The sequence below is a fragment of the Brucella pituitosa genome, assembly GCF_003049685.1.
Lineage (GTDB): Bacteria > Pseudomonadota > Alphaproteobacteria > Rhizobiales > Rhizobiaceae > Brucella > Brucella pituitosa.
Genome location: NZ_PYSY02000010.1, coordinates 35,797 through 58,553, shown reverse-complemented (window position 1 = coordinate 58,553; position 22,757 = coordinate 35,797). Strand labels below are relative to the sequence as shown.

The window sequence follows — 22,757 nt, the reverse complement described above, 5'->3', positions numbered from 1 at the left end:
AATATATTATATAATGTCACGTTGGAGGCATAAATGCCCGTCACCAGAATATCTGAGAAGCTGTCGGTATCTTCGCAGCCAAACGCGCAAGAACTCAGTATACTCGATCGAAGCGGCTTCAAAACGCTAATCAACAACCGTCCCGATAATGAAAGCGCAGACCAGCCCGGAAACCAGGCTGAACGAGATGTGGCTCACAAACGTGATCTTTCTTATGCATATATTCCGGTCACGATGAATACGATCACGGAAGCCGATGTGCATGCGTTTCAGACGGTGGTCAGAAAATCGGAGGGTCCCGTGCTTGCGCATTGCAAAACAGGTACGTGTTCGCTCACCCTTCATCTCATCGGTGAAGTATTGGACGGACGCATGTCTGTTGACGATATTGTACACTTCGGACATCAGCTCGGCTTTGATACCAGTGTCGCTGCAGTATGGCTTAAACGCTTCGCTGACCGTCGCCCGCGGGTAAAAGGCTTTTTCGATAAGCGAACCTCCAGTGTTCAGTACGTGGTGTCCGATCCGATGACCGGTATGTGCGCAATTGTAGATCCCGTTCTCGACTTTGATGAAAAGTCGGGGTCAACGGCTACGATCAATGCAGACACAATTCTCGAATACGTTCGTGATAGTGGACTGACAGTCGAATGGATTCTCGACACCCATCCACACGCCGACCACTTTTCCGCAGCTCAGTACCTCAAGCAGAAAACCGGCGCCAAGACAGCGATAGGTGAGCATGTAACCGACGTCCAGAAGCTGTGGAAGGGGATATATAATTGGCCCGAGCTTGCCACCGATGGCTCACAATGGGATCGGCTGTTTGCCGATGGCGAGACGTTCAAGATCGGTTCCATTGATGCCAGGGTTCTGTTCTCGCCGGGGCATACGCTCGCCTCCATCACTTACGTGGTGGGCGATGCCGCCTTTGTGCATGACACAGTTTTTATGCCAGACAGCGGTACGGCGCGGGCCGATTTTCCCGGCGGCGATGCGCGAGCATTGTGGGAGTCAATCCAGAATATCATAGCACTTCCCGATGAGACGCGGCTATTCACCGGACATGATTACCAGCCGTGCGGTCGTGAGCCTCGGTGGGAAAGCACAGGGGCTGTTCAAAGGAAGCACAATCCGCACCTGGCGGGCGTATCGGAAGAAGCGTTCGTTGCCTTACGGACCAAGCGCGACAAGACGCTGCCAATGCCAAAGCTCATCCTGCATGCGCTGCAGGTGAACATACGTGGTGGGCGACTGCCTGAGCCAGAAGCCAACGGTAAGCGCTATCTGAAGTTTCCACTGGACGCGTTGGAAGGGGCCGCATGGGAATGATCGTGGACAGGATGGCAATAATGAAAGCGGGGCGATCTTCCATTGAACTATCTCTGCGCGCGGGCGAAGTGGCAGACCTGCTCAAGACACTGTCCCATCCAGCGCGTCTGATGATCGTCTGCAGCCTGGTGGAAAGCGAGTATTCCGTTGGGGAGCTGGAAGAAAAAATCGAGGTTCATCAACCGCACCTGTCGCAGCACCTAACTGTGTTGCGCAACTCCGGGATAGTCGAGACGCGACGGGATGGAAAAAAGATTTTCTATCGGCTCACAGAAGACAAGGCAGCGCAACTGGTCGCTGCCCTTTATGACATCTTTTGCGTGGAGGGCGTAGAATGATCACTTATCTATCGTCACTTATCGGCGGGATGTTAATCGGTATTTCAGCAGCGATGCTCCTGATCCTTAACGGCAGGATTGCTGGAGTAAGCGGAATCGTCGGGCGACTTTTACAGAGAAGCGCGTCGTTAACAAACCTTGCGTTCGTCGTGGGACTGGTAATCGGGCCAATTATTTATCTGACCGCTTTCGGCACCTGGCCCACTGTGCAAATTACTACTGGGTGGCCACTGATCATCGTCGCCGGACTTCTTGTCGGCTTCGGTTCGCGCATGGGATCTGGCTGCACGAGTGGGCACGGTGTGTTGGGGCTGGCTCGTCTGTCACCGCGATCAATTGCAGCGGTTGCTACCTTTCTGGGAACAGGAATGATTGGTGTTATTGTGCTGCGAGGTCTGGGGCTATGAACCTAAAGTTTTATCAATTCTGCAGCGCTCTTGCCTCCGGTGCCATTTTCGGTTTTGGACTGTCTATGTCTGGAATGCTCAATCCCGTTCGTGTAAGAGGTTTTCTCGACATTTTCGGCGTATGGGATCCAAGTCTTGCCTTTGTTCTTGGTGGCGCGGTTATCGTCGCCTCCATTGGTGTTCAAATAACGAAGCGGATGCAGCATCCAACATTCGACGACAGTTTTCATGTGCCAACGCGTCGACGGATCGATGCCCCTCTTAATCATTGGCTCGGCACTGTTCGGTCTGGGATGGGGTATTGGCGGCTTCTGTCCCGGTCCCGCTATCGCGTCATTGTCGATGGGGCTGCCTCAAACTGTTCTCTTCGTCATTGCCATGCTGGTCGGGATGATCGTGCACGACAGAATCTGGAGCAGACAGAGTTGAGCAATTCTATCTTTTCGGCAATAGGTTCTGGCGGTATTGTCGGCTTTATGCTGGGATTGCTCGGCGGCGGCGGCTCCATTCTTGCGACACCGTTGCTCCTGTATGTTGTCGGTGTGAGCCGGCCCCATGTCGCCATCGCTACGGGTGCACTTGCGGTTTCGTTCAACGCGTTCGCGAATTTTACGAGCCATGCCTTGAAGGGGCACGTCTGGTGGCGCTGTGGCGCTGTCTTCTCAGCACTAGGCGCTATCGGGGCACTTATCGGTTCCAGTCTTGGAAAAGCTTGAGACGGTGATCGTCTCATCTTTCTGTTCGGCATCCTCATGATCGTCATTGGGCAGTTCATGTTGAAGCCCAAAAAGAGATTGGACGTCGAGTGCCGCCCGATCGATTTAAGAATGTGTCTCGTTACAGCAGCTATAGCTCTTGCCTCTGGCGCAGCATCCGGATTCTTCGGTATCGGCGGGGGTTTCCTGATTGTGCTCGGTTTGATGTTGGCAACAGGTATGCCGATGATCAACGCAATCGGCACGTCCCTTCTCTCCATGGGGGCCTTCGGACTGGCCACGGCTTTGAACTATGCCAGTTCCGGTCTAATCGACTGGTGGCTTGCAGCTGAGTTTATCGGAGGTGGCATCATAGGAGGGGTATTCGGAATGATGCTCGCCAGGCGATTGAGTGCATACATGAACGCCTTCAATAGCATATTCGCAGGGATCATCTTCATCGTGGCGGCATATATCCTGTATCGCAACGGAGCCAGTTTCGACGAACCGTATGGCAATTCTCGAAGGTTGGCTAAAAAATAGGGACTCTTTTGCGGCCAGCGCCATCACTTTTAAATGAAAATGAACAAATAACTCTAATCCCGGAGCCGCCGTGCTAGTCGTTGAAAGCCTTTTCGCGACTACCTAACAACGAGCACTGATGTTTTCGCTTGCGTAATGATTTCATTGGTTTGGCTGCCCAGAACAAGGCGTTGCACTCCCGAATAACCGTGAGTTGCAACCACAATTAGGTCACAGCGGAGCGAGTCAGCTGCCGTGCTTATTGCATCCGATGGAATGGGATTTATAAGGTGCACAACATCGGTTTCAACCTGTAGGTCGTTTGCCAAGTCCTTTGCGTGACCCAGAACCTTGGAGGCAAATTTTTCCCAGCTTTGATTATATCTAACGACAATATCGTCATCATCAAGCATACCTCCAAATATGCCTGAATTGCTATATGGTGCTGTTACAGTTACAACAGTTACCCTGCATCGCAGGAATTGGGCCAATGAGAGCCCTTGGCCAACACATCGTTCTGCAAGTTCGGAGCCATCCGTCGCAATAAGAATATGCTTGAACATTCTGATCTCCTTTAAGAGCGTATGCTTGGCCAGCGTCCGTTCAGTGAAGAATTGCTTGAAGCGGTGTTGTCACGTTAAGTTTCTCTGGCCGGAAAGACCAGGGGCTCGTAGATATTCAGGCGAAACAGGCCGCAATTTTCCATGCATCGAAAGCTTCGAGGCGATGGTAGCGAATTGTGTGTGCGGCTCGGCGACGAGATGGAACAGAGAAACAATTGCGGGTCGCTGAGTGCATGGAGACGAACCGTTGCAACGCTCCAGGTGACCGATGACCTTGCATGGTTCGCTCCCGTTTCCTAAACGGCAGATGGCTATTTTCGGCCCGATTATTGAGGCCCTTGTGCGACCAATGGCCAAGGCCGGGTGCCACTTCTGCCTTTGCTGCACCGTAGGAGCGGAGCTTATCGGTGATGATCCGTTTGGGAGCAAAGCCATAGCGCTTCATTAACGCCACGAGCAGTCGCTTTGCCGCCCTTTTATCACGCCGCTTCTGCAAGATTTCTTCGAGAACGGAGCCATGTTGATCCACCGCACGCCAGAGCCAGAATTTCTCTCCAGCGCATTTGACGACCACTTCGTCCAAATACCAAATATCGCCGGGGCGCGCCTGACGCCGCCGCAAGTTGCGTGTGATCTGGGGGCCGAACTTGGCGATCCAACGACGAACTGTCTCGTATGATACGTCGATTCCACGCTCAAGCAGCATTTCCTCAACTTCACGCAGACTAAGGTTGAACCGCAGATAAAGCCACACCGCATGAGCAATAATCTGTGGCGGAAAACGGTGACGCTTGAAGATGATATCTGATGTCTGCATCGCCAAAATTTACGCCCAAACCGTCAGGCAGGCAACTGTAGCCCAGTTAACGTGACAACACCTTTGAAAGCCTTGAAAAACTTATTGCAGACTGAGGCGCTTGAGCGCAACACAACAGCATGATTCGTATCCCGCTCATTAATAAGGTCAAATCAATAGCTTAAAGCTATAAATACGTCAGTGCACTAGTAGACATATATTTTTACAACACGCAATATTCTGCCATTTCATAGTGCTTTAGAGGCATTGAAATACCAGCCTAAAAAGTGTTCAGCCAGCGATGGCTTAGCAAACGGCGAGATAACTTCACCCCGAATTGGTGCTTGTTTAAAATCTCTGCGCTTTCGAACTACTTGCTTAATAAATCAAACTCAGCTCCGCCGCCCCTAACTAAAAAAGTTTAATACGACGGACTGGCACAATCTACGGAACAATCCCTCTTTGCTTACGTTGGTTTAACAGGAGCCGCGCTGTGTCAAACGGACTCGACGGTGCTGAAGAACATCAGGATTTTTCCGTTTTCCCTTGATGGCCAACGAAACGGCAGACGAGCTTCTTACCCGTCCAGTGCGCGCTCCGCCTGCTAGAAATTCTCAATAGATCCCAATGCTAAGATGTCTAATTTTCTGCCATCAAACGACATCGACTAAATACCGAGAAATTGGAAAGGACCAAAATATGACAGCTATAAAAAATGCAAAAATCGTTATTCTGGCAACTGACGGTTATGAACGTTCAGAGCTCCGTGTTCCCTATGAAGAACTGCAGCGCCGTGGTGCAAACGTAAAAATCGCGTCCATTCAAAGCGGTGCGATCAAGAGTTGGGACAACGCAAATTGGGGTGATTCAGTCAACGTCGATTTTTTGGCAGAGGACGTCAATGTTGAAGACTTCGATGCGCTTGTGCTTCCGGGTGGTCAGATTAATCCTGATAAACTGCGAACTGAGGAAAACGCCATGCGTGTTGTGCGCGAATTTACCCAATCTGGCAAAATCGTTGCCGCGATATGCCATGCGCCCTGGTTATTGATAGAAGCAGATGCGATCAGAGGACGAAATGTAACCTCCTACGGCTCAATTAAGACAGATGTGCGAAATGCCGGTGGCGTGTGGTCGGACGAAGAGGTTGTAGTCGATCAAGGTATTATCACATCCCGTTCGCCGGAAGATCTTGATGCATTTGTGAACAAGATCGTCGAAGAAATCGAAGAAGGGCGTCATCTGCGCCGCGTTAGTTGACAAATCGCATATTTTCTCTGGTAACTTACTTGGTTGGTGTCCCTCTACTGGAGAGAAAGGGATTAAGATTATGCAAAGCAAGCTGTTATTGAATGACGGTGAACGTGTTTTTATGCTTATCGTTGACCCCGGTGAAGAAGCTTTCGAAACCATTAGAGACTTCGCAATCATACAAGATATTACTGCAGCTTCAGTTAAAGCCATCGGCGCGTTTGAGACTGCCGTGCTAGCCTTTTTCGATCTGACATCAAAATCTTATGTAAATATTACCGTCGACGCTCAAAGCGAGGTTTTGAGCCTGATAGGCGATATCACGCTCGATGAGAAGGGAAAGCCAAATCCGCATTTGCATGCTGTCTTGGGCCTAGCAAATGGGCACACGCGGGGCGGCCATTTTGTCAAAGGTTATGTAAAGCCGACCCTCGAAGTAATCATTAGGGAGACACCTCAAGAGTTGCGGCGTCGCTATTGTCCAGAGTTTGGCATCGCACTTATCGATCCGTCTACCTGAGCCGGGAACCAGTATCTGAAACACGCGTTAATGCTGACATGGAGCTGGAGGCTTTTCATGGTGGCAATTGCAGCAGGTAGACCTGGGGATCATAAAGCCAGTCAATTCATTATCGGTATCGCGCGAGGAGTTGCAGGAGCACTTCTTTTCGCCCTGCCGATGTTGATGACTATGGAAATGTGGTTCCTCGGCCTATACGTAAATCGCACGCGTCTGCTGCTACTTTGCATTCTCAATTTGCCTTTGCTTTGGGTGCTCGCCAAACGGATAGGATTTGAAAAGACCGCCACTTGGCGCGATGCATTGCGTGATGCTGTCATAGCTTACGGGCTGGGTATCGCCGTAAGTGCCACCATTTTGCTTATTCTGGGCGTTATTGATGACCAGTTGACCATCAGCATAATGGTGGCCAAAATTGCTTTGCAGTCTGTGCCAGCCAGTATTGGCGCACTGCTCGGACGCAGTCAGCTTGGATTGCGCTCGGAAGAGCGGGAAAAGCAAGACGGTGAATATGAAGGCGAAACCGGATATCTGCATGAGCTTTTCATGATGTTGGTTGGGTCGCTGTTTCTCAGTCTCAATGTCGCCCCCACTGATGAGATGATCCTAATTGCGTATAAGATCAGCCCGTTTAATACCGCCTGTATCGCCCTTATCTCCGTTACCCTGATGCACGGTTTTGTTTACGCGCTTCATTTTAAGGGCTCACATAGCATCTCAGAGGGAATGCCATGGTGGGAACCCTTCATCCGCTTCACAATGCCAGGATATGTCATCGCCATTGTGGTCAGCATTTATGCCTTGTGGACTTTTGAACGTCTCGATCACACATCCCTCTCCCAAGTACTTACTGCCGCCGTCATCCTCGGATTGGCACTGCCAAGTTGTTTGATCTAGTTGTTTCCGGTATCGATGAGGCATGAAATTACCGAGTTCTTTTCCCCGGTTGAAGGGATTTCGTTTTCCGCGTGAGATTGTCGCTTATGCAGTATGGACCTATTACAGGTTTGCGCTGAGCACGGCCGATGTGGAAGACCTGCTTGCCGAGCGCGGCGTCATTGTCAGCCGGGAAACCATTCGCCTCTGGATTAATCGCTTTGGTCGTCATTTTGCGGACTGTATCCGCAGGGATCGACCAAAGCCAAACGACAAATGGCACATTGATGAGGTCGTCATCACGATTGGGGGGAAAGAAGTATTGGCTTTGGCGGGCCATTGACGCAGATGGCGATGTTCTTGATATTCTGGTTCAAACACGCCGTAACACAAAGGCTGCCAAGCGTTTTTTCACCAGACTGATCCGGCAATACGGTCAACCACGTGTCGTTGTGACGGATAAGCTGCGCAGCTATACCAAGCCAGTACAAAAAAATCGCGCCAGATGCCGATCATCGTGCTCATAAAGGCCTGAACAACAGAATTGAAAATTCGCACCGCCTGAGCCGAAAACGGGAGAAAATCATGGGGCGGTTCAAATCGCCTCGTCAAGCCCAACGCTTCTTGTCAGCACACGATCAAATCAACACCATCTTCCGTCCTCGCCGCTATAATCTCACTGCTATCTCCTACCGCCATGCACGTACCGATGCATTTGCATTATGGCGTGACTACACGACCGAAATGACCGCTTGATAAACACAGGCGAAAGCTGCTCAAAGCCCTATTCAAACAACTTGGCAATGCCGCCCAGGCACTGGATTCCCTTTCACAGACAGGAAGTTCTCTGGCCCTTTACAACAGGCTCTTGATGCTCTCAGCCGATGAAGCCCGTGCTGCATTTAACAATCTGTCAGGTGAGGCTTACGCGTCTGCGAAAGGTGCTCTGATCAATCAGTCGCAGTTCATCAACAGCGCAATCACCAATCGGCTGCAACAAGCCAACGGATCGACGCCGACAGCACCAGTGGCCACGATGAATTATGCTTCTGAAGCCAAAAAGTCTGAAGCCTTCGAGACCGTGACAGCACAAGCAGATACTGGCAACCTCTATACGGGATGGGGATACGTTTACGGCGCTTGGAGTGAACAGGATTCGACCAGCAACACTAGCCGCATGAAATCGTCAGTTGGCGGCTTTGTCACAGGTATCGACGGGCTTGTTTATGAAAACTGGCGTCTCGGACTCCTGGCTGGCTATAGTCATACCTCCTTCGATGTCGATAGCAGCGCATCATCCGGCAGCAGCGATAACTACACCATTGGTGCTTACACGGGCACCGAATGGCAGATGTCTGACGGCAACGCCTTGGCTTTCAGCTCGGGTCTCGCTTACACTTGGCATCAGTTGGATATGAACCGTTCTGTCGCCTTCCCCGTTTTCAATGATAGCTTGAGCGCTGACTACGATGCGGGAACGTTCCAAATATTCGGTGAGCTCGGATACAAAATCCGACTCCCGAAGGCTGTGCTCGAACCGTACGCCAATCTGTCCTATGTCCGATTGAAAACTGATGGATTCAACGAGGACGGCCAGACGGCAGCAGCGCTATCCATGGAATCCGACACGACGGACACCACGTTCAGCACCCTCGGATTCCGAGCTTCGACTACATTTGATCTGGGATCGATCCCCACTACCGCTCGCGCTGATCTTGGCTGGAGACATGCAGCTGGAGACGTGAACCCTGTTTCGACCGCGAGCTTCTTGGGCTCGAACGCTTTCACCGTTACTGGTGCGCCGATAGCCAAGGACACCGCAATCATCGAGGCCGGATTGGATTTCTCGCTTTCTGAGGATGCCACGCTTGGTGTGTCCTATAGCGGTCAGTTCGGCTCTGGAGCACAACGAAATGGCGTCAACGCGTCATTGAAAGTTAGCTTCTAATCATTTCTACGATACTGACCGAAAGAGGGCTACGGCCCTCTTTTTTTGCGTAATCCAGACGAGTGAAATTCTGAAATCCCAAAATGGGGTCGGTTCCGGCTGGGGGCGAAATGACACTCTAAGCGCCCTTGGGAATCTCCTTCAACGGGAATTTCTCGATTGAACCCGAAGTAGTCACATCCAAAAGTTGTTCCGTTGCAAGACCGCCAAGCGTCAGTATGGCTGACGATATGCTGTCATCCCAATGATGTCCGCAGCTGATGCGCAGGCAATTCCTGTAGGTGTCTGTTGCAGAAAATATTGTTCCAGGCGCAAAACAGATTTTCTTCTTCAATGCGATCTGGAAAAGCTCCTCACTGTCAAAGCCAGGCGGCAATTCGAGCCATAAAACGAAGCCTCCCGCTGGATCTGATATCTTTGTGCTAGCAGGGAAGCTTGAGGCAATCTGTAGGCGCGATCGCACCAAGTTATTGCGCAGAGCGGACAATACTTTTCGAACGTGGCGAGCGTAGGCCCCGGTTTCGATAAAGCGTGCCATGGCTACTTGTGGCAAAATGGCATTGCAAAGGGAGGCCGCGAATTTGCGATCTGCTATTTCATCAAGTCGTGTCTTTACCCGGACCCAGCCAATCCGATATCCAGGCGCGACAGACTTCGAAAAAGAAGAGCAGTAAAACACTTCGGCCTTGCTGTTGAAAGCAGTAAACGGCTTAGGACGCGAACCACGAAGAACAAGATCTCCATAGGTGTCATCCTCAATGAGAGGGACCTTGTGTTCCGCAAGGATATCCAGAATCTTCACTTTGCGATCATCCGGCATCGTCGCGCCCATCGGATTGGAGTAACTCGACGAGAACAAACAGGCCGCCACATTGTGCCTGCTGAGGCAGGTTCTTAAATCATCCGGACAGACGCCTTGGTGATCCGTCGGGAGCTCTAATAGAGGGCGTCGCGCTGCTTTCCCGCCAAACAACGCTATGCGTGAACAAATCGCGACTTCTGAAGCAACTCGCCCCGAATTTTGACTTTGACGTGAAGTTTGGACCCGCTTAAGTTCAGGCGTGCGCAACTGGCGATTTGAGGTGGAAGACCACCGGGGAGCGCGCGAAACATGCGCCGTTCGCCTGGGCCTCGGACAATCCGATCACTTTCTTAAGAGAGAGCCCACATGCGCGCGAAAATCATTGATGGAACAGCCTACGCTGACGACCTGGCAGACCGAATAACTGCTGCTGTCCCAGCTTTTACGGAAAAGACCGGACGCGTGCCGGGTCTGGCGGTGATACTTGTTGGTAGTGATCCGGCCAGCGAGATTTATGTCCGAAGCAAGGGTCGGAAGACCCAGGAGCTTGGCATGGCCAGCTTCCAGCACATTCTCAGCGCCGAGACAGGCCAGGACGAGCTTTTGGGACTCATCCAAGAATTAAATGCCGATGATAAGGTCGACGGCATACTCGTACAGTTGCCGCTTCCTGCTCACATTGATGAGCTGGCGGTTATTCAGGCAATCGATCCGAATAAAGATGTTGATGGTCTCCACCCCGAAAGCGCCGGTCGTCTGGTCTCCGGGCGACCTGGCCTGGTCTCCTGTACACCGCTCGGGTGCCTGATGCTTCTTCGCGATCAACTGGGTGATCTGACCGGCCTCGATGCGATCGTCATCGGTCGCTCTATTCTGGTCGGCAAGCCGATGGGACAATTATTGTTGGGAGCGAACTGCACGGTAACGATGGCACATTCCCGAACGCGAAACTTGGCTGACAAAGTGCGTCAGGCGGATATCGTGGTAGCAGCAGCGGGCCAAGCTGGAATGATCAAGGGCGATTGGATCAAGCCGGGAGCAACTGTGATCGATGTGGGAACCACGAAAGCAGTTTTGGATGGCAAAAAGCGGCTGCTGGGCGATGTAGATTTCCCAGCCGCTCTCGAGCGCGCCAGTGCCATTACACCAGTACCCGGAGGCGTTGGGCCGATGACGATCATGGTTCTAATGCACAACACTGTCTTGGCAGCATACAATCGCGAAGGACTGCCGCCTTTGCAACTCTGGTAGAGCGAAAGACATATCGTTTACGACGGAGACGGATAGAAACGACGTTTATGCAGGGCGACTAAGACCTAGTCGGCGCATTTCCCTGTATACAGTTGATCGCCCGAGCCCGAGTTGCCGTGCAGCTTCTGTTGGCGATGTTCTTGCTTCGATGAGTTTAATGGCAGCTTCGACTTTCTTCAGGTCCAGTGGTTGGCGGCCGGGCTTCTTTCCCTTAGCCCTTGCTGCGGCGATACCGTCCTTAGTCCTTTCCGAAATCAGCCGTCGCTCAAAATGAGCGATGGCGCCGAATACGTGGAAGATAAGCTCGCCCGCCGCCGATGAAGTATCAATCTTCTCCTCAAGGCTCAGCAGGTCGATTTGGCGCTCTCGTAGCATCTTCACGGTTTCGAGCAATTCGGCCAGTGACCGGCCGAGACGGTCGAGCCGGACGATCGCCAGTGTGTCGCCAGCACGAGCGTAAGCAATCAGGTCCGCGAGACCGGGCCGATCCATGCTCTTGCCGGACTTCACATCGGTGAACACCTTGATCGCTCCGGCCTGTTCGAGACGCAGCGTCTGACCCGCAACATCCTGATCGCCGGTCGAGACGCGCGCATAGCCAAGAATTGCCCCCATGATGGCGTCTCCGAAACGGCCGTTCTGTGGACGGTGAGAACCGGCCTCATTCAACCACTGAAAAATAGTCCCTAGAATACGTCTCTTTATTCCCTGCTGTCCATAGACTATTAAGCCCTTTTGTAGACGATTTAGAGGGTAGAGATGCGCAAACATGAACTTCTGACCGAGCATGAACGGCGACAGCTCTTATCCATTCCCGAAAACCGGGACGACCTGGCCCGCCTCTACACCTTTGAGCCGGATGACCTCGCCCTGATCCGGGATCGCCGTGAGGATCACAACAAGCTCGGTTTTGCCTTGCAGCTTTGCATCTTGCGTCATCCGGGTGTGCCTCTGGCCCGAATTCTCGGCACGATCCCGGCTTCGATGGTTTCGTTCGTGGCAGAGCAGATCGACGTTCGGCCTGAAGATCTTGCAAGCTATGGCGTTCGAAGCCAGACGATGAGCGATCATGCGCGTGAATTAGCCCAAATGATGGGTGTGCGCGCGGCCGAGCGCAGCGATATCCCCATGATGATCGATGCGGGAGCGGTCGCCGCGACGGCGACTGATAAAGGAATGCCGATCGCCGTGCATATTGTCACGACATTGCGGCAGGCGGGCATCGTGCTTCCTACGATCTCGACAATCGAGAGGGCGGGAATTGCCGGGAGGGCGCGAGCTCGTAAACACGCCAGCCAGGCGCTTATCGGCGGCCTGACCTCTCACCAGTTCGACCTTCTCGACTCCCTTGTTCAGATTGATCCGAAGAACGGTCTGTCGTCTCTGGCGTGGCTTAAGACGATGCCCGTCTCAGCGAAAGCTGACAGTGTCCGCGATATTCTGGAACGGCTATCTTTTGTCCGCACGATAGGCATTCCCGCTGCCAACAGTGCCACCCTGCATCCCGACCGCTATCGCCAGCTCGTCCGCGAGGGTCGTATGTCGCCATCCTACATGATCGAGCGATACACCCTTTCACGACGGCGAGCCACATTGGTTGCGTTTCTGATCGACGCCGAAGAACGGCTGACAGATGCCGCGATCGACATGGCCGATAAGCTGATTGGTTCGATGTTCACCCGCGCCAAGAACGCCAAGGCCCGGAAATATGAGGCGACGGCAAAAGATGTGTCCCGATTGATGCGCCTGTTTCGAGGAACGATTGATGCATTGGCAGAAGCCATCGAGACTGACAGCGATCCGGTCGACACGATCAATGCATCGGTCGGCTGGGCAAATCTGCTGCGAGCGCGCCACGAAGTTGCAGAAATCGCGGACACTGCGGATCAGGATCCTCTCATTGTTGCCGCTGACCGCTATGCGACACTGCGAAAGTTTGCGCCAGCGCTGATCGAGGCGCTTGAGTTCAAGGCCAGTAAAGGCAGCGCGCGGACCATTTCGGCTGTAAAGGTATTACGAGAGGCCCACCGAACCGGAAAGCGCGAATTACCGTCCGATGCGCCTATGCCGTTCAAAAAGGATTGGCAGAAGATCGTGGTCGGCCCGGACGGCAAGATCAATCGTAAGCTTTATGAGGTCGCCACACTCGCACATCTACGCAATAAGCTGCGGTCGGGTGATGTCTGGGTAGAGCGTTCATCGTCATATCGCCGCTTCGACAGCTATCTCCTGCCTCCGCAAATGGCTGGAGCTGTCACCAAGGGTCTGGCGTTGCCCGCATCTGCTGACGATTGGCTAGAGCAACGGGGCCGCGAACTGGACTGGCGGCTGAAGCGGTTCTCGAAACGTCTTCAGAAAAGCCAGGTCGAAGGCGTCAACTTCGATGGAAACCGCCTGAGCATAACTCCTTTAAGATCAGCTACTTCCCCTAGCGCAGAAACTTTCGTTAGCCAAGTCGAGGGTATGATACCGCGCATACGAATTACCGAATTGCTGCACGAGGTGGCCAGCCAGACCGGCTTTCTCGGAGCGTTCACGAACCTGAGAACAGGACAGACATGCCCGAACGACAGCGCAATGCTGGCCGCAATCCTCGCCGACGCCACCAATCTCGGTCTTTCCCGCATGGCCCGTGCCAGTGAAGGCATCAGCCGAGATCAATTGATATGGACCAAGGACGCCTACATTCGAGACGATACCTATGCCGCCGCGCTTGCAATGATCATAGATGCACACCACCGTTTGCCAATCGCTTCGATCTGGGGCGACGGCACGGCTTCAAGCTCAGACGGCCAATTCTTCCGAGGCGGAAAACGGGCAAAGACCGGTGGTGATGTGAATGCCCGATACGGCGTTGATCCGGGGTTCGGCTTCTATACCCATGTGTCCGACCAGCATGGCCCTTACCACGTAAAGGTCATCTCGGCAGCTACCCACGAAGCGCCTTATGTTCTCGACGGTTTGCTGCATCACGGCACGAATCTCAATATCTCGGAGCATTACACCGACACTGGCGGAGCAACCGATCACGTCTTCGCGCTCTGTGCCGCTCTTGGTTTCCGGTTTTGCCCGCGCTTGCGCGATTTCCCGGATCGGCGTCTTATTCCTATTGAGCCGACTGGCAGCTATCCGGATCTGGCACCTCTTCTCGGAAAAAAGGTTCGCGCGGACATCATACGTGAGCATTGGGATGATGTGTTGCGGCTCGTCGCATCGCTGAAATCGGGCCATGTCGCTCCTTCGACCATGCTACGAAAGCTCGCAGCTTACGAGCGGCAAAACCAGCTCGATGTCGCCCTTCAGGAAATCGGCAAAGTCGAGCGAACCTTGTTCATGCTGGATTGGCTGGAGAATCCGGCGCTGCGCCAGCGTTGCCAAGCCGGACTGAACAAAAGCGAGCAGCGTCACGCCCTTACACGGGCAATCTGCACGTTTCGGCAGGGCCGTATTATCGATCGTAGCCATGAGGCGCAGCAGTACCGCGCGTCCGGTCTCAACCTCGTCATTGCCGCGATCGTCTACTGGAACTCGACTTACATGGCAGATGCGCTTGCGCATCTACGTTCGACCGGTAAGGTCGTGGGTGACGCGATGATGGCGCATACCTCACCTGTGGGATGGGAGCACATCGCATTCTCCGGTGATTTCCTTTGGGAGCAAGCCGCGAAAAGCAGATCGCGGAAAACGCTTGTAATCTCCGACGGAGCGCAGGCGGCCTAAGTGTTCTTTCATCGTTCACGCCAACCGTTGTTCAGCGGGAAACCAACGCGACGCCCTCGAATGGTTGCGGGCAGCCGTCTCCGCGATATTTCCTGTATATACTTCATGCCCCAAGACCACCATTAGCGTGATTGCCATGGCCCGATTTCGCGCTCAGTTTACGTGAGCTTTTTGAACAACGATATAGGTTCGCTGATCGTCAAGCACTACTCAGCAGCCACGAGCGCATGACAGTACATCATTGCAATGGGCGATTGAAAGACCGTTTAAAAAAAGCCCGTCTCGGAAAATCGGACGGGCAATGTGTGGCTGCGTTACTCCTGATAGCGAATGACGAGCCGCTACGCTCCGAACGGCTTGACCACGCCCTGAAAAGGGGATTGCGCCGACCATCGCGAATGTCTTATCAGCGGCGATTTCCTCTTGGTGTATCAGGTCGAGGACAACAGCGTGATTTTCGTGTGCGCTGGCACCCACACCGAACTGTTTGAGTGATTAAGTGCTTCCTCTAATACTCAAAGCCTCATTGCCTCATGCCTGCCCCCGGGCCGTCCCTCTGGCCCTCCTGTGATAAGAGCAGGACGCACGAATGCTAGCTGTTGTTCACTGTGCAGGCGTTGACACGGTAATCGTACACCGCTGATCTTTCTTTGCGTTGACAGCTGCCTCGGAACACACACCAAGGGCTTCCCGATTAGTTCGCACAAGATCACTTGCCTCGACGAGGCTACGCCAGTCTCCGGGACTTCCAGATTCCATGAGGGCTATCCCAGCTTTCCAACGGTCATTGTTCATGACCATGGAGGCAACAGCCATATCAACCGTTCCAGGCAGTATGCGTGGCATAAACAATGTCGCCAGGACACCGATGATGATACCGAACGCCGCCGCGCTAATGACCCACTTGTTTTGTCTACCGCGCTCGCGCGCTCCCGAGACACGTGCTGAAAGATTACGACTGACGCGTTCAAGGTCGAAGGCATGTCGTTCGAGCTGCTGCGCGGCGTTCCTTACCAGAGCCTCGCCGCTGCGCTCGAGAACCCCTGCATAGTGCTGCGCGCCCTGTCGAAGAATGGGTGACTGCTCGACGCCGTGCAAACGCTCTGCAACATTGTCGAGCGCCTGTACAAGTTGTGCGAGCTGGGGCTTGTAATCGGCTTGAGGCTCGATCTTCTCGAGCTGGTCGAAAGCAGCTTCGATGCCGCGACGCATCACGGTCATTTCCGCCCCAATTTGTGCACCCTGCGTTTCGATCGTGCGTCGAAGCGCATCGAAGGCTGCCGCCGGATCGCCTGAATCTTCTTCACGCGTCGCGAGCCCAATGCCGTCTCTGTTGTCGTCGAGTTCCGTCATGTTCTCCCTGCCTTACATTTCTATGCCAGAGCCCCGATCAATCCGCTGGCCGCGTGTTACCTGCCTCTGCAGCACACGGGCAATGCTTTGATCGCGATCAAGCTCCTGTTCGATTCCAAGCTCCTTGCTGCGATGACGCACGATGGATTCCGCCTGAGGATCGCGTTCAAGGTTCTTGGCGAGGCTGCTCATCTGGCTTTCGACCTTGCCCCGCGCCTCGTCGTGCTGCCAGCCGCGAAGCGTCTGGTGCTGACCGTCCAGCTCCTGCCAGCGGTTCACGAACCGCTCGGCCCTGACATTGGGGTCTTGCAGGGCGGCGTTTTCACGCTTCATGCCCTTGATGACATGGGCGACACGCTCCCGACCGGTAAGCTCGGTAATGGCGCGCGCCGTCTGCGGATCATGTTGCAGTGTCGAAACCATCAATTCTTCTGTCCCCGCGCGCACCTGGTCGAGCTGCTGGCCGGCCGCGTGCATCTCCTGCCGCTGCATGTCAAGAACCGGCAGGCCATCACGTTGGTGCTGATCGAGCGACTGATAGGCCCGCACATAGCGGTCAACGGCTGCCTCAAGCGGCGACTGACGTCGCGACCGCTCGGCCAATCTGTCAGTATCGGGGCGGTCTTGTACTGGCACCGACTGCAAGCTCTTCTCCCTTCCCGGCAGTTCTTCCCGCTGCTCGGACGGCCCAGAACGCGCATTGAGCCTGAGGTCAGAGAACATACCACCGCGCTGTTTCTCGGCTTGCTGCGGCCGTTTCTGCTCGACCGGCGAGCCACTCTCACCGGTGCGATCCTGCTGCAACCGCTCGGCCGCCGCGCCGCGCCCCGAGTTTCAGGCCCTCGAACGAATTGCGGCGCTGTTGTCGATCACCGACGTTATCCGCGGCCGTTGATTCCCGCTCCGCACGTAGCCCGGCGCGCTCCGCCGGGATCTCGATCTCGCTTACGATCCCCATTTGCTCTGCGATCCCCCGCCGCTCGGCAAATTGGCGCGCGGCAAAGTCGCGGGTATAGTCGAGTGTCGTTTCCTTCACGCCCGACCGTGACAGCTGATTTTTTAAGCTGCTCATAAGCAAGATCGCCCGCATCTTGAACCTTCCAAGCGTTCCGGTGCGTCTCCGTTCCGTCTGGAAGGCGAACCGGCTCCGAACCGACATGTTGCAGGCCGATCCTGTCCCCAATCTGCGGTGCCTGTTTCGAAGCCTTCATGGCGCGCTCAAGATCTACGCCCCATAGCGTGCGCTGCTCACCTTGATCGTTTTCAAGCGTCACGAAATAGCTCTGACTATTGCCTTCCTTGTGGTTGAACGGTGCGGCCCCATGTTCGATCAGACGACCCACAGCCAACGTTTGACCTACCTGCCGGCCAAGTTCCGATTTGCTGAACTCGTCCTGGCTCCCATAGAGCTGCACTCCGTCGCGATGCCGGGTCATAGCGACGTAGGTTAGATGCCGGTCCATCGTTCTCGACGCCAGCACATAGGCACGATCCACGGTTGCGCCCTGATTTTTGTGAATTGTCGTCGCATAGCCGTGGTCGACCGCCTGATAGTCGTCCATCGGCACGCTGACGCTGCGCCCTTCCTTACCGCTCGCCCCGTCGAGCTGCGCGACGATCCTGGGGCCAGCACCCGGTCGGCCGACCTCAACATGCTCGACGGTACCCAACATCCCGTTTTTTACGCCAAGGTCGCGATTGTTCTCAAGGAACACGATGCGGTCGCCCGGGGCGAACTCGCGTTTGCCGTCATTGGTCTGGAAGACCAGCCCCTTCCCGAGGGCGCCACGCGCCAGCTCGCCCTCGGACAGCCCCCGGCTGTCGCCGGGCACGTTGTCCCGGGCCCGTAGCTCAGCTCTGATCGCGTCATTGATGGCGCGAACATCGGCCCGGCGATACGCCATCGCAATCCGGGTGCCGTCCGGACGCACTTGCGCGTCGGCAAGGTAATCACGCACGATCTGACCGCGCGCATCCTCGCCCGTCTCGGCAAAGCTGATATTGCCGCGATCCCGATAGGCGCTCAGACCCTCAGCCGTTCGGTGCGTGGCGAAGGCAACCGACGCGTCCCGCTGCCAGTCAATACGCTGCCTGCGTATCTGGGAAAGCTCGGCATGACCAATTTCCTCGGTGATCGCCCGGAATGGTGCGCCGGCCCCGATTGCCTGTAGCTGCTCATGATCGCCGACAAGGACGATCTTCGCACCGCGTGCCTCGGCCTCGCCAACGAACCGGGCGAGCTGCCGGCTTCCCACCATGCCTGCTTCGTCGATCACAAACACATCACCGCGATTGAGCGTGCGACGGTCGTTCTGCCAACTCATGTCCCACGATGCCAGGGTGCGGCTCTGAATTCCAGAACTCTCCTCCAGGCCCTCGGCTGCCTTACCCGACAAGGCTGCACCGTGAACCCTGTAGCCTTCTGCCTCCCATGCCTCACGCGCCGCCGCCAGCATCGTACTCTTGCCAGCACCCGCATAACCGACAACCGCAGCAATGCGCTCCGGCCCAGTGACATGCTCAATCGCCCGCCGCTGCTCATCGGAGAGACGTGCAGCGTCGATAAGCCGATCGCGCTCACCGCGATCTAGATCACCCCGCTCGACCTTGTCAGCGGTATCGCTGGAAACGCTTGTCCGGATCGCAGCATCCTGACGCCCGATCGCTTGTTCGACATGCTTGCGATCGACACCATGATGATCGCTCAGCCTGTGGCTGTGCGACGCGTGCATCCGCTGCGCGCATTCGATCATACCGGATTCGATCTCGACCATTCCGCGCGTCGAATAACGCGCTAACTCGAATTCACCCGTCACCGGATCATGGCTTTCCGCCTGTAGTTCAACAAGGGCCGATGACGCCATCACCTTGGCAAAGGCGCTCTGGAACTCTCCAATGTCATCGTTGATGTAGCGATGCAGCGCTCGCGCAACGTCACGCCGGTCAAAGACGCTTTTCTCTCCCGTGATGATTTCAAGAACCTGTTCCGGCTTCTCGCGGATCAGCTCCGAATTGCGCCGCGCGGCATCTTCATCCAGCCGCGACCGCGACACGACGAGACCACGCCGCTCCATCTGCGTCGCATGAACCCCCATATGCTCCGTCGGCGCAATCTCGAGACCCCGCTCCAGATGCGAACGGTGATCAATGCGAATATCATGTCCGGCCCGAGCAAGGCTTTCATTCGCAATCCCTTCCCATCGCATGCGGAGATCACGAAGCTGCATATCCGTGGTTGGCAGATCCGCTGACAGAAGCCATTTGTTTTCACGCTCGAGAAGGTTCTTGTCAGCGAGACCATCCCCCCTCACCTGCCGTGTTGTCATCATTATATGCGCATGGTGGTTTCGAATGTCGCTGTCGTCTTGCGGCGCATGAATGGCGAAGTCGATTGCCGCGCCAAAACGATCGGCAAGCTCATGGGCGAAAATCCGCGTTGCCTCAAGCCGTTGATCCGCAGTCAGCTCATGCGGCAATGCAATTTCAAACTCGCGTGCGACACGTGCATCCTTGCGCTTTTCGCAAAGCTCGGCTGCATTCCATAAGGCTGAACGATCCCGCGCCCATTCCGCATCGACACCTTCCGGTAAGACGATCTCGGCATGTTCCAAACCGCTTTTGTTGGTGTAATCATGGGTAATTCCGTCACGCTCATTCGTCAGCTTTGACGCCGAGCGATAGGCGCTGGCAGCAACAGCACTTCGTCCCCTAGATCGGGAAATCGGCTTCATACTCAGATGATAGATCGCCACATCACTATCCTCAGCCCCAAACAAATAAATCCGTCTATGAAATGAGCTTAAACCGCTCTGAGTTGCGAAGCAACTCGTAAGTGCGCCCTTCGTATTCCATTCGCTTTGCTCTCTCAACTTTCGGTGTTAACCTGCAGCAGCATCGATGCTTTAAAACTGAAGCTAATCCTGGCTGCAATGACCGAAGTTTTGGATTGGCGATGAAACAGGGTGAACGTCGCTGCTCAGATCAAAACCTCGCAACAATGAGGGCGGTTTTAAATGACCGAATACACCAATGAGAGATCCGCATTCAAACGGCTGAGGGACGTGTATCTGTGAGCTCGGATATCCCAGCTGGATGCACGCAGACGGTTGACAACGTTATGGCGACAGTTTTCAAAGTAATAATGAGATTCTCAGGATCATCTTTCCGGCGACCAGTACACGGCATGAAATGCCGCCACAGCCGATGATCCACACTTTCTGCCGTAAGTTCGTAGCCATTGCCGCTACATGAAGTTGGCGAAAGCCGTAGTAAGGGAAACTATTCCAAGCTCAATGAGATTTTAAGGGAGTAGAAGTGTGGCACGCAAATCCATCGAAGAACGTCTGGCCCAGCTGGATGCGCAGCGTTCCGCTTTGAAAGCCAGACTATCGAAACAGGAGCGCGCCAACGATACACGCCGAAAGGTGCTGCTTGGTGCGCTAGTGCTGCATCGAGTTGAAAGCGGAAACGATGAGGAACTTTCCCAACGCCTGAAAGAATGGCTGAAGAATGAGCTGCCCGTGTTTCTGACGCGCGAAGCCGACAGGGTACTGTTTGCTGATCTGATCGGGAAAACGTCCAACCGTGCAAGCAACGAAGGAGCGGGTTAATGAATCAGGCGACACTTGCATGCGCAGCGTTCAGGAACATGCTGCGTGCTGCTGCGCGAGATCCGCTGTGGGCATTGGTTTCCCTTCTTTCTGTTCCATTCCGTTATGGAAGAACGATCTTTCAGGTAGGCATCTTCTATTTCGTTGTCGTTTTTGTGTTCGCTTTCATCCTGGAATATGCGATGCGTTCTCTCAATATCGACCGCGGTGATACGCTCTGGTATGTGGGAAATACTGCCTTTACAGCATTCGTACTTCTCCTCTTGTTCCGCCTCATCACCAATCCGCTAATTAATCATTTCGGGGATCCTGACGGCGAAACCCACGGGTCTGCCCGCTTCGCCACCGATAAGGAAACCGCTGCCCGCACCCGCACCGATTCCGGCCTGCTCATCGGCCGCGATCCGAAGTCCGCAAAACTGCTTCGCTATGAAGGCCCGGCCCATCTGCTCACAATGGCACCGACGCGTACCGGTAAGGGCGTGGGAACAATTATCCCGAACCTGCTCATCACCGATCGATCTGTAATCTGTATCGATCCAAAGGGCGAAAACGCCAAGGTCACCGTCCGCGCCCGACAGCAATTTGGCCCCGTTCATGTCCTCGATCCCTTCGGTGTTACCGGTCAGCCCTCCGCTGCCTTCAATCCACTCGACAATCTCGATCCCACAGGGCTCGATGTCGCAGAAGATGCAACCACGCTAGCCGACGCCCTCGTATTCGATGAACCGGGCATGAGTGGGGATGCGCGCACTGGAATGAGGAAGCGAAAGCACTCATTGCCGGTTTAATCCTTCATATTGTCGCCAGCGAGCCGCGCGACAGGCGAAACCTCGCCACCCTGCGAGACTATCTCACCCTCCCCCCCCTGAAGCTTTCGTAGCCCTCCTGAAAGAAATGCAGGCCTCAACAGCGTCAGCTGGTTTGATTGCCCGCGCCGCAAACCGCCATTTTGGTAAATCCGATCGGGAAGGTGCTGGCGTACTTTCCGCCGCGCAGCGTCATACCCATTTTCTCGACAGTCCACGCATGGCTACGATCCTCGCCAGATCTGATTTTCGCTTTGCTGATCTCAAGCACCGCAATATCTCGGTGTTTCTCGTCCTTCCCCCCCCGATCGGCTCGCCACCTACTCTCGCTGGCTGCGCCTGCTCGTCGCGCAAAGCCTGACCGACATGGCCCGGGATCAAGCCAAACCGGTTACCCCGGTTCTCTATCTGTTGGATGAGTTCGCAGCCCTTGGCCACCTGGCACCGGTGGAACGCGCAATGGGGCTTATGGCAGGCTACGGTGTCCAGCTCTGGCCCATCCTGCAGGACATTCACCAGCTTCGCGCCACCTACGGAAAGCGCGCTGGCACCTTTCTATCGAATGCTGGCGTCCTGCAAGTCTTCGGTGTCAACGATCACGACAGCGCCCAATTCGTCTCCGATTTGCTCGGACAGGAAACCGTGGTTTTCCAGACCATGAGCCGGGCACTCGATTCACAACAGTCTGGTATTTCTCACGCCCAACACCATACAGCGCGTGCCTTGCTCACCCCCGATGAAGTCCGCAATCTTCAGCCACATCTCGAACTGCTCTTCCTCGCAGGCCAACGGCCGATCGTCGCCAACAAGATCGCATATTATGCCGATGCTGAATTCAGAGGACTGTATGACGGTCACTGAGCGGTTCACGACCCCTTGGACGAGAGGCGCGCAGTGAGAGTTAAAAGCATGATTATTTTGACTAAATCATTATCGGCAAAAAGGTCGATCCATTTAACGCTGT

At 54.6% G+C, this 22,757-nt stretch carries 17 protein-coding genes, 5 pseudogenes and 1 riboswitch; of the genes and pseudogenes, 15 read left to right on the top strand and 7 right to left on the bottom strand.

The features are described 5' to 3' along the window. Positions 1–33: 33 nt before the first annotated feature. The 5 genes and pseudogenes from blh to C9380_RS26265 all read left to right on the top strand — a co-directional run bounded on the left by blh (position 34) and on the right by C9380_RS26265 (position 3,315). On the top strand, positions 34–1,332 hold the full coding sequence (gene blh / locus C9380_RS26285; RefSeq protein WP_128095131.1) for a bifunctional sulfur transferase/dioxygenase Blh: 1,299 nt from the start codon (positions 34–36) through the stop codon (positions 1,330–1,332). Continuing rightward, positions 1,323–1,670: a sulfite-sensing transcriptional repressor BigR gene (gene bigR / locus C9380_RS26280; protein WP_128095130.1), complete on the top strand. Its 348-nt coding sequence runs from the start codon at positions 1,323–1,325 to the stop codon at positions 1,668–1,670. The genes blh and bigR overlap by 10 nt, the downstream gene beginning before the upstream one ends. Continuing rightward, on the top strand, positions 1,667–2,077 hold the full coding sequence (locus tag C9380_RS26275; RefSeq protein ID WP_128095129.1) for a YeeE/YedE family protein: 411 nt from the start codon (positions 1,667–1,669) through the stop codon (positions 2,075–2,077). Before bigR ends, C9380_RS26275 begins: the two co-directional genes overlap by 4 nt. Beyond that, positions 2,074–2,506: pseudogene (locus C9380_RS26270) on the top strand (DUF6691 family protein). Before C9380_RS26275 ends, C9380_RS26270 begins: the two are co-directional and overlap by 4 nt. Next, positions 2,503–3,315: pseudogene (locus C9380_RS26265) on the top strand (sulfite exporter TauE/SafE family protein). Before C9380_RS26270 ends, C9380_RS26265 begins: the two co-directional pseudogenes overlap by 4 nt. A 98-nt stretch (positions 3,316–3,413) precedes the next feature. On the opposite strand, the gene C9380_RS26260 reads toward C9380_RS26265, so the two are convergent. Both C9380_RS26260 and C9380_RS26255 read right to left on the bottom strand, forming a co-directional pair. Continuing rightward, positions 3,414–3,857 (bottom strand): universal stress protein, encoded by a 444-nt coding sequence (locus C9380_RS26260; RefSeq protein WP_128095128.1) that lies wholly within the window; start codon positions 3,855–3,857, stop codon positions 3,414–3,416. A 115-nt stretch (positions 3,858–3,972) separates the two neighbouring features. Next, positions 3,973–4,674: an IS6 family transposase gene (locus C9380_RS26255; RefSeq protein WP_128095127.1), complete on the bottom strand. Its 702-nt coding sequence runs from the start codon at positions 4,672–4,674 to the stop codon at positions 3,973–3,975. A 678-nt stretch (positions 4,675–5,352) separates the two neighbouring features. Between C9380_RS26255 and C9380_RS26250 the strand changes: the two genes are divergently transcribed. The 5 genes and pseudogenes from C9380_RS26250 (at position 5,353) to C9380_RS26230 (ending at position 9,248) form a co-directional block, all read left to right on the top strand. Then, positions 5,353–5,913, top strand: coding sequence for a type 1 glutamine amidotransferase domain-containing protein (locus C9380_RS26250; RefSeq protein ID WP_128095126.1), 561 nt, complete (start codon positions 5,353–5,355; stop codon positions 5,911–5,913). 70 nt (positions 5,914–5,983) lie between these two features. Next, the gene (locus tag C9380_RS26245; protein ID WP_128095125.1) at positions 5,984–6,424 is read left to right on the top strand and encodes a PPC domain-containing DNA-binding protein; all 441 of its coding nucleotides are present in this window, start codon (positions 5,984–5,986) and stop codon (positions 6,422–6,424) included. Positions 6,425–6,481: 57 nt separating this feature from the next. Then, positions 6,482–7,321, top strand: coding sequence for a TIGR02587 family membrane protein (locus C9380_RS26240; RefSeq protein WP_128095124.1), 840 nt, complete (start codon positions 6,482–6,484; stop codon positions 7,319–7,321). A 22-nt stretch (positions 7,322–7,343) separates the two neighbouring features. Beyond that, positions 7,344–8,056, top strand: a pseudogene (locus C9380_RS26235) (IS6 family transposase). A 16-nt stretch (positions 8,057–8,072) separates the two neighbouring features. Next, complete coding sequence (locus C9380_RS26230) at positions 8,073–9,248, top strand: autotransporter outer membrane beta-barrel domain-containing protein (RefSeq protein WP_353954676.1); 1,176 nt, start codon at positions 8,073–8,075, stop codon at positions 9,246–9,248. Between the two features lie 118 nt (positions 9,249–9,366). Here C9380_RS26230 and C9380_RS26225 read toward each other — a convergent pair whose 3' ends face one another. Continuing rightward, entirely contained in the window at positions 9,367–10,221 is an 855-nt protein-coding gene (locus C9380_RS26225; protein WP_353954675.1) for an aminotransferase-like domain-containing protein, read from the bottom strand. 82 nt (positions 10,222–10,303) lie between these two features. Continuing rightward, positions 10,304–10,385, top strand: a riboswitch (ZMP/ZTP riboswitch). A gap of 31 nt (positions 10,386–10,416) precedes the next feature. Here C9380_RS26225 and folD point away from each other — a divergent pair. After that, the gene (gene folD, locus C9380_RS26220; RefSeq protein ID WP_128095122.1) at positions 10,417–11,301 is read left to right on the top strand and encodes a bifunctional methylenetetrahydrofolate dehydrogenase/methenyltetrahydrofolate cyclohydrolase FolD; all 885 of its coding nucleotides are present in this window, start codon (positions 10,417–10,419) and stop codon (positions 11,299–11,301) included. A 45-nt stretch (positions 11,302–11,346) separates the two neighbouring features. Here the strand turns inward: folD and C9380_RS26215 are convergent, their stop codons facing one another. Then, positions 11,347–11,916, bottom strand: a complete 570-nt coding sequence (locus C9380_RS26215; RefSeq protein ID WP_128095121.1) for a recombinase family protein — start codon at positions 11,914–11,916, stop codon at positions 11,347–11,349. A gap of 144 nt (positions 11,917–12,060) precedes the next feature. Between C9380_RS26215 and C9380_RS26210 the strand changes: the two genes are divergently transcribed. Beyond that, positions 12,061–15,021, top strand: a complete 2,961-nt coding sequence (locus C9380_RS26210; RefSeq protein ID WP_128095120.1) for a Tn3 family transposase — start codon at positions 12,061–12,063, stop codon at positions 15,019–15,021. Positions 15,022–15,447: 426 nt separating this feature from the next. Continuing rightward, positions 15,448–15,516, top strand: a complete 69-nt coding sequence (locus C9380_RS28815) for a hypothetical protein (protein WP_345772269.1) — start codon at positions 15,448–15,450, stop codon at positions 15,514–15,516. Between the two features lie 108 nt (positions 15,517–15,624). Here the strand turns inward: C9380_RS28815 and C9380_RS26200 are convergent, their stop codons facing one another. The 3 genes and pseudogenes from C9380_RS26200 to traA form a co-directional block, all read right to left on the bottom strand. Continuing rightward, positions 15,625–16,374 carry a DUF6118 family protein gene (locus C9380_RS26200; RefSeq protein WP_128095119.1) on the bottom strand — a complete coding sequence of 250 codons (750 nt, stop codon included), beginning with the start codon at positions 16,372–16,374 and terminating at the stop codon, positions 15,625–15,627. Between the two features lie 12 nt (positions 16,375–16,386). Beyond that, positions 16,387–17,019 carry a hypothetical protein gene (locus C9380_RS28270; protein WP_252869928.1) on the bottom strand — a complete coding sequence of 211 codons (633 nt, stop codon included), beginning with the start codon at positions 17,017–17,019 and terminating at the stop codon, positions 16,387–16,389. Between the two features lie 136 nt (positions 17,020–17,155). Next, positions 17,156–20,126 (bottom strand): annotated as a pseudogene (gene traA, locus C9380_RS26190) (Ti-type conjugative transfer relaxase TraA). A 564-nt stretch (positions 20,127–20,690) separates the two neighbouring features. Here traA and C9380_RS26185 point away from each other — a divergent pair. Beyond that, positions 20,691–20,984: a mobilization protein gene (locus C9380_RS26185; protein ID WP_094515347.1), complete on the top strand. Its 294-nt coding sequence runs from the start codon at positions 20,691–20,693 to the stop codon at positions 20,982–20,984. Beyond that, positions 20,984–22,654: pseudogene (locus tag C9380_RS26180) on the top strand (type IV secretory system conjugative DNA transfer family protein). Before C9380_RS26185 ends, C9380_RS26180 begins: the two are co-directional and overlap by 1 nt. Positions 22,655–22,757 lie beyond the last annotated feature (103 nt).

Coding starts and splice junctions, on each gene's coding strand:
- bigR (WP_128095130.1), top strand. CDS start 1,323: ATGGGAATGATCGTGGACAGGATGGCAATAATGAAAGCGGGGCGATCT.
- C9380_RS26245 (WP_128095125.1), top strand. CDS start 5,984: ATGCAAAGCAAGCTGTTATTGAATGACGGTGAACGTGTTTTTATGCTT.
- C9380_RS26250 (WP_128095126.1), top strand. CDS start 5,353: ATGACAGCTATAAAAAATGCAAAAATCGTTATTCTGGCAACTGACGGT.
- C9380_RS26210 (WP_128095120.1), top strand. CDS start 12,061: ATGCGCAAACATGAACTTCTGACCGAGCATGAACGGCGACAGCTCTTA.
- folD (WP_128095122.1), top strand. CDS start 10,417: ATGCGCGCGAAAATCATTGATGGAACAGCCTACGCTGACGACCTGGCA.
- C9380_RS26275 (WP_128095129.1), top strand. CDS start 1,667: ATGATCACTTATCTATCGTCACTTATCGGCGGGATGTTAATCGGTATT.
- C9380_RS26260 (WP_128095128.1), bottom strand. CDS start 3,857: ATGTTCAAGCATATTCTTATTGCGACGGATGGCTCCGAACTTGCAGAA.
- C9380_RS26255 (WP_128095127.1), bottom strand. CDS start 4,674: ATGCAGACATCAGATATCATCTTCAAGCGTCACCGTTTTCCGCCACAG.
- C9380_RS26215 (WP_128095121.1), bottom strand. CDS start 11,916: ATGGGGGCAATTCTTGGCTATGCGCGCGTCTCGACCGGCGATCAGGAT.
- blh (WP_128095131.1), top strand. CDS start 34: ATGCCCGTCACCAGAATATCTGAGAAGCTGTCGGTATCTTCGCAGCCA.
- C9380_RS26240 (WP_128095124.1), top strand. CDS start 6,482: ATGGTGGCAATTGCAGCAGGTAGACCTGGGGATCATAAAGCCAGTCAA.
- C9380_RS26200 (WP_128095119.1), bottom strand. CDS start 16,374: ATGACGGAACTCGACGACAACAGAGACGGCATTGGGCTCGCGACGCGT.